This is a genomic window from Haladaptatus sp. (assembly GCF_049589095.1).
GTDB lineage: Archaea > Halobacteriota > Halobacteria > Halobacteriales > Haladaptataceae > Haladaptatus.
In genome coordinates, this window is the sequence record NZ_JBAWAC010000348.1 from 1 (window position 1) to 6652 (window position 6652).

9 protein-coding genes and 1 riboswitch are annotated in these 6652 nt (G+C 61.7%); of the genes, 6 read left to right on the top strand and 3 right to left on the bottom strand.

The genetic code is table 11. The annotated features are described in order from the left end of the window. Positions 1 to 1861 (top strand): efflux RND transporter permease subunit (locus WBV42_RS11035; RefSeq protein ID WP_423986075.1); only part of this gene is annotated, 1861 nt, incomplete at its 5' end. 36 nt (positions 1862 to 1897) lie between these two features. After that, positions 1898 to 2329, top strand: coding sequence for a universal stress protein (locus tag WBV42_RS11040; protein WP_423986076.1), 432 nt, complete (start codon positions 1898 to 1900; stop codon positions 2327 to 2329). Position 2330: 1 nt separating this feature from the next. On the opposite strand, the gene crcB (WBV42_RS11045) is transcribed toward WBV42_RS11040, so the two are convergent. The 3 genes from crcB (WBV42_RS11045) to WBV42_RS11055 form a co-directional block, all read right to left on the bottom strand. After that, the gene (gene crcB / locus WBV42_RS11045; RefSeq protein WP_423986077.1) at positions 2331 to 2693 is read right to left on the bottom strand and encodes a fluoride efflux transporter CrcB; all 363 of its coding nucleotides are present in this window, start codon (positions 2691 to 2693) and stop codon (positions 2331 to 2333) included. Continuing rightward, positions 2690 to 3130, bottom strand: coding sequence for a fluoride efflux transporter CrcB (crcB, locus tag WBV42_RS11050; protein WP_423986078.1), 441 nt, complete (start codon positions 3128 to 3130; stop codon positions 2690 to 2692). The genes crcB (WBV42_RS11045) and crcB (WBV42_RS11050) overlap by 4 nt, the downstream gene beginning before the upstream one ends. Positions 3131 to 3139: 9 nt before the next feature. Then, positions 3140 to 3208, bottom strand: a riboswitch (Fluoride riboswitch). 47 nt (positions 3209 to 3255) lie between these two features. Further along, the gene (locus tag WBV42_RS11055; RefSeq protein WP_423986079.1) at positions 3256 to 4284 is read right to left on the bottom strand and encodes an ATP-binding protein; all 1029 of its coding nucleotides are present in this window, start codon (positions 4282 to 4284) and stop codon (positions 3256 to 3258) included. Positions 4285 to 4360: 76 nt separating this feature from the next. On the opposite strand from WBV42_RS11055, the gene WBV42_RS11060 reads away from it, so the two are divergent. The 4 genes from WBV42_RS11060 to WBV42_RS11075 form a co-directional block, all read left to right on the top strand. Next, positions 4361 to 4846 carry an Ig-like domain-containing protein gene (locus WBV42_RS11060; RefSeq protein WP_423986080.1) on the top strand — a complete coding sequence of 162 codons (486 nt, stop codon included), beginning with the start codon at positions 4361 to 4363 and terminating at the stop codon, positions 4844 to 4846. Between the two features lie 134 nt (positions 4847 to 4980). Continuing rightward, positions 4981 to 5103, top strand: a complete 123-nt coding sequence (locus tag WBV42_RS11065) for a hypothetical protein (protein ID WP_423986081.1) — start codon at positions 4981 to 4983, stop codon at positions 5101 to 5103. Positions 5104 to 5286: 183 nt separating this feature from the next. Further along, positions 5287 to 5820 carry a DUF1697 domain-containing protein gene (locus tag WBV42_RS11070; protein ID WP_423986082.1) on the top strand — a complete coding sequence of 178 codons (534 nt, stop codon included), beginning with the start codon at positions 5287 to 5289 and terminating at the stop codon, positions 5818 to 5820. A 64-nt stretch (positions 5821 to 5884) separates the two neighbouring features. Continuing rightward, a partial coding sequence (locus tag WBV42_RS11075) for a hypothetical protein (RefSeq protein WP_423986083.1) occupies positions 5885 to 6652 on the top strand: 768 nt, incomplete at its 3' end.

Sequence of the window (6652 nt, forward strand, 5' to 3'; positions counted from 1 at the left end):
GATCCAACTCCGCTCGGAATCCGTCGTCGGGAGCGTCGATAGCGACATCCGCGTGTTCGGTAGCGGTATCATCTCCTCGGAACTGTCGAGCGTCACGTTCGATTCGCTCATCATCGTCACGCCCGCGGCCGCGATCCTGATACTCGTCTTCCTGATCTTCGCCTATCGTGACCCCTTGGACCTCCTGCTCGGGGTCGTCTCGCTGGTGATGACCGTCATTTGGACGCTGGGGTTCATGGGCTGGATCGGGATTCCGTTCACACAGTTGCTCGTCGCCGTGCCGCCCTTGCTCCTCGCGGTCGGTATCGACTACGGCATACACGCCATCAACCGCTACCGGGAGGAGCGCGTCACCGGACTGGGAATCGGGAGATCGATGCGGCGAACGACTGACCAACTGCTCGTCGCCTTCTTCATCGTCACGGGGACGACCGTGATGGGGTTCGGGTCGAACCTCACGAGTCGCCTGCAACCGATCCGCGAGTTCGGACTGGTCGCCGCGATCGGCATCTTCGTCACGGCGCTCATCTTCGGTATCTTCCTCCCGGCGGCCAAGGTCGAAACCGACCGACTTCGGTTCCGGTACGACCTTCCCGTGTTCGGCTTACGACCGCTCGGCGAGGAAGGGTCCGCACTCGGGCGACTCCTGCAAGTCAGCGTCACGCTCGCTCGGCGCGGTGCACCGTTCGTTCTCGCGTTCGCGCTGCTCGTGACGGTCGTTTCGGGGTACTACGCCACCGGCATCAGCACGTCCTTTTCGAACGAGGATTTCCTCCCGCCGGAACAGACGCCGAGCTATCTGCAATCGCTCCCGGAACCGTTCGCGCCGGGGACGTACACCGTCACCCAAACGACGAACTTTCTGGACGAGAAGTTCGCCGCCGTTCAGGGCGACACCGTGACGGTGTACGTTCAGGGGCCGTTACGCGAGGATTACGCGCTGGAATCGATTCAGCACGCGAACCACAACCCGCCGAAGGCGTTCGTCCAGCGGGATCGACAGGCGAGTTCCGAGAGCATCATCACCGTCATCCGGAACTACAGCAGTCGGTCGCCGTCGTTCCGCCGACTCGTTCAACGGAACGACATCGATGGTGACGGCGTTCCGGACGATAACCTCGGCACGATTTACGATCGGTTGCTGTCGTCGCCCGTACGGGACGAGGCGCTCCAGTACATCACGGAGGACCAGCGACACGCACAAGTCGTCTACTCGACGAAAAGCAGCGCGTCGCAGGATGCAGTCGCTCGTGATGCCCGAACCCTCGCGGGCCGATATCGTCTTCCCGCGACGGCGACGGGCGAAACCGTCGTGTTCCAATCCATCGCGTCGATCATCTTCGCTTCGGCTCTCAGGAGCCTCATCACCGCGCTCATCGCGACTGCCGTCTTTCTCGCGTTCGTCTATCGCGTGCTCGTCGGACGGGCGGCCTTCGGCGTGATCAACCTGCTTCCCATCGTCGTCGCCGTCGCACTTCTCGCCGGAACGATGCGGCTGTTCGGCATCCCGTTCAACGCGCTTACCGCAACCGTTCTCGCGATTGCACTCGGACTGGGAACCGACTACTCCGCCCACGTCGTGCATCGGTTTACCGACGAGTTCGAGCAGGGAACGGATGCATCCCACACGACGGACACCGACGTGTTCGACGCCCTCACCCGAACCGTCCGCGGCACTGGCGGTGCGCTGACCGGCAGTATGCTAACGACGGTTGCCGGGACGGGTATTCTCGTTCTCGCCATCACGCCAGTTCTCGGTCAGTTCGGCCTCGTGACGGCTTTGAGTATCTTCTACTCGTATCTCACGGCGATCCTGTTGACGCCGTCCGTCATCGTCGTCTGGTATCGCTACTTCCTGTAGAACAGTTATTTCCCTGCCCGCCGAAGGTAGAACAGGATGTACGACGAGATACTCGTCCCGACCGATGGTAGTTCAGAGGTTACCGACGCCATCACGGAAGCACTCGATCTCGCGTCGTTTACGGGTGGGAGGGTACATTCGGTGTATGTCGTCGATACGCGGGATTACAACACGCTCTCCGACACGAAATGGCTCACCATCGAGCGTGACCGAACGGAACTGGGAGAAACGGCGATTTCGGACGTAACACGGGTGGCGGACGAACGGGACGTACCGCTAGAAACGGAACTCCTGCGCGGGATTCCCCACGAGGAAATCCTCACCTACGCGGACGAACACGGAATCGACGTCATCGTGATGGGGACCCACGCCCGAACCGGTCTCGAACACTTCCTGAACGGGAGCGTCACCGAGAAAGTCATCCGCAATACCGACCTGCCGGTACTCGTGATCCGAGTGACGGCGTAGCTTAGCCGAGCAGTTGGGCGACGCCCCACGCGAGAGCGATAGCGAGGATGGCACCGACGAGGTTGCCGAGGGCGTTGGTGGCCGCGCGGAATCGCTCGCCGGTCTCCCACAACCGAAACGTCTCGAAGGAGAACGACGAGAACGTCGTAAACGAGCCACACGCACCGGTGCCGAGCAGGAGCGCGAGTTGATTCCCGAGGGAGAGGAACGTCACGAGACCCAGGACGAAACTCCCCACGACGTTCACGGTGAGCGTTCCGATCGGGAACTCGTCAGCATCGATCCGTTTGCTGACGAAATGGCGGCACAGCGCGCCGATCGCACCGCCCGTTCCGACGATGTGGGCGGGATCGAGCGAACTCATTCCGGCACCTCCGTTTCCGCCGTTTCCTGCTCTGCCATCTTCTCCGCTTCCTTGCTCCTCCCGTTGACGTTACGGGCGAGCGTCCGGCCGAGCAGGACGCCCATCAGTCCTAACCCGTAGTTCGCCGCGACGTTGCCGATCATCCAGAGCGGCGACGCCGCTTGCGTCGTCTGCACTGCGAACGTGCTGTAGGTCGTAAACGATGAGAGGAAACCGGTGCCGACCACGACGTGGGTTTGGTCGGCCAGATACCCCATGTAGATGGCCTCGTACAGGATGAATCCCAGCGCGAAACTGCCAGCGACGTTCGCGATGAGCGTCCCCGTCAAGCCGGGTTGGACGAGGCTGACGAAGTAGCGGAGGTTCGACCCCGCAAACCCACCGACGCCAACCAATAGCAGAACTTCTAACGTGTGGAGTGGATGTGTGCGTCCCATATCTGTCGCTCTCGAAAAGGAGTCATCAGCCGACGTGTTCGGCGGTTGGGGGAGGCGGACTCCATCGCCCGGTTAGTCACTGTTCCCTCCCGAATCCACTTAACGAACTCGAAAGGAGCCGGATATTACCGGTTTGCGAATTCGCTCGCGCTCGGACTCCCGCCGCCGTGTTCGACGTGTCGCTCCCGAATCCGGATCTCGTGGACGTTTTCGGTCGCGTCGTCCGCGACGAGGGCTGCCCCCGGTGTTTCGGGCATTCGGTCGGCGAACGACCTGTGCATGTATGTCGGGCGAGCACGAGCCAACGCCTCGCAGTCGGCCCGTGAAGTCAGTCGGTGGGCCACGAGCAGATCCGACTGGGAAACCGCCACGTCCGGAAGCGCCGCGGGACGCTGCGTCGCGGCGACGAAACTGACGCCCGGTCGCCGCCCCCGAGTCAGGATGGTTTCGAGCGCCGCCCCGGCGATTCCATCGAAGAACGCGTGTGCCTCGTCCACGACCAGCCACGGAAGCGTCGCCACCGAATCCGTGACCCGGGCACGATACAGATCGTCGGCAATCGCCCGAACGACGGCGTTCATCGGCGCGTCGTCGTACCCCGAGCAGTCGAGTATCGTCGCCGACGCCACACAATCCGTCGCGGTGAGTCCATCGGGCGAAAATACGCCCCACGAGTCGGCGAGCGCGAGATGGTTCCGGGCCGTGCGGCGGGTAGTCCGCGCGACGTCCGCGTCCGAGACGTATTCGTGCATCCCGGCCAGCGACCCCGTCTTCGCGACGGCCTGCCACACCAGCGACCCGGCCGAATCCTCGTGATCAAGTCCGAGCAACTCACACCACGCGCGTGGGGAAAGCGCGTCCGCCGACACGCGAGGGTTCTCGACCACGTCGAATCCGGAGACGTCGGCAAACGTCCGGAACGCCCCCATCGGGTCGGCAACGACGGGGGTGACGCCCGCCGTCTCCGCGAGTTCCTCGATCAGCACGCCGAGCGTGTAGGATTTTCCGTACCCGCGCTTGCCGACGACCAGCGTGGCGTGTGGCCCGTCCAAATCGATCCGAACCGGCGCACCTGCACTACCGTCTCGGGCGCGATAGGTGCCGAGCCCTCCCGAAACACCTGTGTCGCCCGTTCGCCCCAAAACGTCGGTCATGCCGGGTGTTGGTTTCGACCTCCGGTATAAACCTTCGTCCGAGGGTTTATACTCCAAACCGGAACCACTCCGGGCCATGTCAGTGCGTCAGCGGCTACGGCAGGTGAAGCATCGTCGTGGGATTCGGACGTTTCGGTCGGACGAGCGGGCCATCGAGGGACTTCCCATTCGGTTGGTCATCGCGCTCGTCGTCGGGGTCGCAAGTCTCGGGGTGATGATGAACATGTTGTCGGGGCTTCACGGGTTGACGGTGAGCGAACTCGACGCGAAACCGTCGCCTGAGGTGGTCCACCCGGGCTATCACTCGGTCGATATCGCCGTCATCGATTCGGACGGCAACCCCGTCGCAGGGGCCACAGTCGTCTTGAAGAGCGATTCAGCCACGTTGAAACACATCCAGACCGCGACGACGGGCGATGATGGGAAAGCGACACTGTCGATACATCCAGGATTGGGACCAAATCAGGACGATGGCACGCTCGAAATCGACATTAAACCACCCGCGGGAAGCAAGTTCGAGGACAAGCAAGGGAACACGAAAATACTGGTCGTCTCCGGATAGGAAACGGGTGATGGACCGTGAACCCGCTCGGCACTCCGGGTTGTTACGGGGTTGTTTCCCACGCGGTAGGTTCAAAGAAACAGTCCAATTCAAATAGCAACAGCTATCAACTCCCTCCTTCTACCGTGTTCCATATGGCAATGGCTCGTTGCCGACACTGCGGTTTGCAGATGATCGGCACGTCTTACCCGGTAGCGACGAAGTGGTATCACGACCATCTCCGCGACGAACATCCGAAGGCGTGGCTGCGCGCGTAGTTGACTCGAAAATCGAAATCGGAATCGCTGTTCTTCCCCCGTTCGTGGGGAGGCATCTCGATTAAGGAGACCATTCTATCGTGTTGTCCGCCGGACACTCGAACGGTTTCGGTCGAGTACCCCGTCTACCAGCGAAAAGTACGTTCTTTATGATGATTCCACACCATCATCGAGTGATACCCCATGACGACGTACATCGCTTTTCTACGCGGCATCAACGTCGGCGCACACAATCGAATGAAGATGGATGCCTTCCGCGACCTCTGCCGATCGCTCGGATTCGAACACGTTCGAACGTACATCCAGAGCGGGAACGTCGTGTTCGAGACGGACGATTCGGCCGCGAACGAACTTGAAGACGAACTCGTGGATGCCGTCGAAGCGTCGTTCGGGTACGATATCTCGGTCATGGTCAGGACACGCGACGAACTCCACGAAATTATCGACCGATGTCCGTTCGCGCAATCGGAGGACGGGACGACGAAGCTGTACGTCTCGTTTTTGAACGACTGCCCCGATGACGAGCGGATTCGAACGCTTTCAGCCGCCGGGAACTACGCCGAGGAGTTCGAAACTTTGAACCGCGAAGTGTACAGCCGTATTCGAACGGACGAGCGGAAAAGCGGCCAGTTCACCGATGTCGGGAATGTTCTGGGTATGCCTGCGACGCGACGCACGTGGAACGTGGTCACGAGGGTACACGAGTTGGCGCGGTAAATCGTCCCTCGTTTCGACCCTATCGGCCTTTTCGTTTTTAACTGGTGATGGCCGTAGTAGACGTATGTCCCGGACCGAGGGAATCGTGCGGGGAACCCGAAACGCGCTCGCCGCATGGATTCTCGCCGCCGTAATCGGTATCTCCGTTCTCGCGAGCGTTCTCGGCGGGGATTTCCTCTGGGCTGGTCTCGGTCTCGTCGCGCTCGCGCTCGCGCTGATTCCCGTCGGAGCGTACCACCGCCCGACGACGATGGTGCCGTGGGAAGCGCTTTGTTTCGTCGCGATTCCCCTCTTGAGTGTCCCGTTCGGCTCGATTCTTCCGCTCTCCGTCGCGACGTTTCTGACCGTCGCGGGGCTTGCGCTGGTGCTGGCGGTGGAATTGGACGCGTTCACCGAAGTCGAACTCTCCCCGTGGTTTGCGGTCCTGTTCGTCGTCATCACGACCATGGCGATCGCCGGTCTGTGGGCGGTCGTCCAGTGGGTCGCCGACCGGACGCTCGATATGCACGACCTTCATGGGCTCCAAAGCCTGATGTGGTCGCTGCTCGCCGCGACCCTCGCCGGTCTCGCGGCCGGAATCGTGTTTGCGACGTACTTCCGGCACATCGATTCGCGCCGGTTCGGCTTTCGGGATGGCGGTAAGCGACGCGACTCGGAGGAGACGACGGCCGTCCAGTCGTCGGACGGATGGCTCTCGGATGACCAACAACGGTTGCTGGTGCGGTCGCTTCAGGTGGTCCTCGTCGGCGTACTGGCGTACGGCCTGTACCGGGCGAACGTCGGCATCGTCGTCAACACGGGGGTCGCGCTCGCGCTGATGGAGTTACCGGCG

Excerpts from the sequence above, each read along its gene's own strand:
- WBV42_RS11040 (WP_423986076.1), top strand. The coding sequence starts at position 1,898 with ATGTACGACGAGATACTCGTCCCGACCGATGGTAGTTCAGAGGTTACC.
- crcB (WP_423986077.1), bottom strand. The coding sequence starts at position 2,693 with ATGAGTTCGCTCGATCCCGCCCACATCGTCGGAACGGGCGGTGCGATC.
- crcB (WP_423986078.1), bottom strand. The coding sequence starts at position 3,130 with ATGGGACGCACACATCCACTCCACACGTTAGAAGTTCTGCTATTGGTT.
- WBV42_RS11055 (WP_423986079.1), bottom strand. The coding sequence starts at position 4,284 with ATGACCGACGTTTTGGGGCGAACGGGCGACACAGGTGTTTCGGGAGGG.
- WBV42_RS11060 (WP_423986080.1), top strand. The coding sequence starts at position 4,361 with ATGTCAGTGCGTCAGCGGCTACGGCAGGTGAAGCATCGTCGTGGGATT.
- WBV42_RS11065 (WP_423986081.1), top strand. The coding sequence starts at position 4,981 with ATGGCAATGGCTCGTTGCCGACACTGCGGTTTGCAGATGATCGGCACG.
- WBV42_RS11070 (WP_423986082.1), top strand. The coding sequence starts at position 5,287 with ATGACGACGTACATCGCTTTTCTACGCGGCATCAACGTCGGCGCACAC.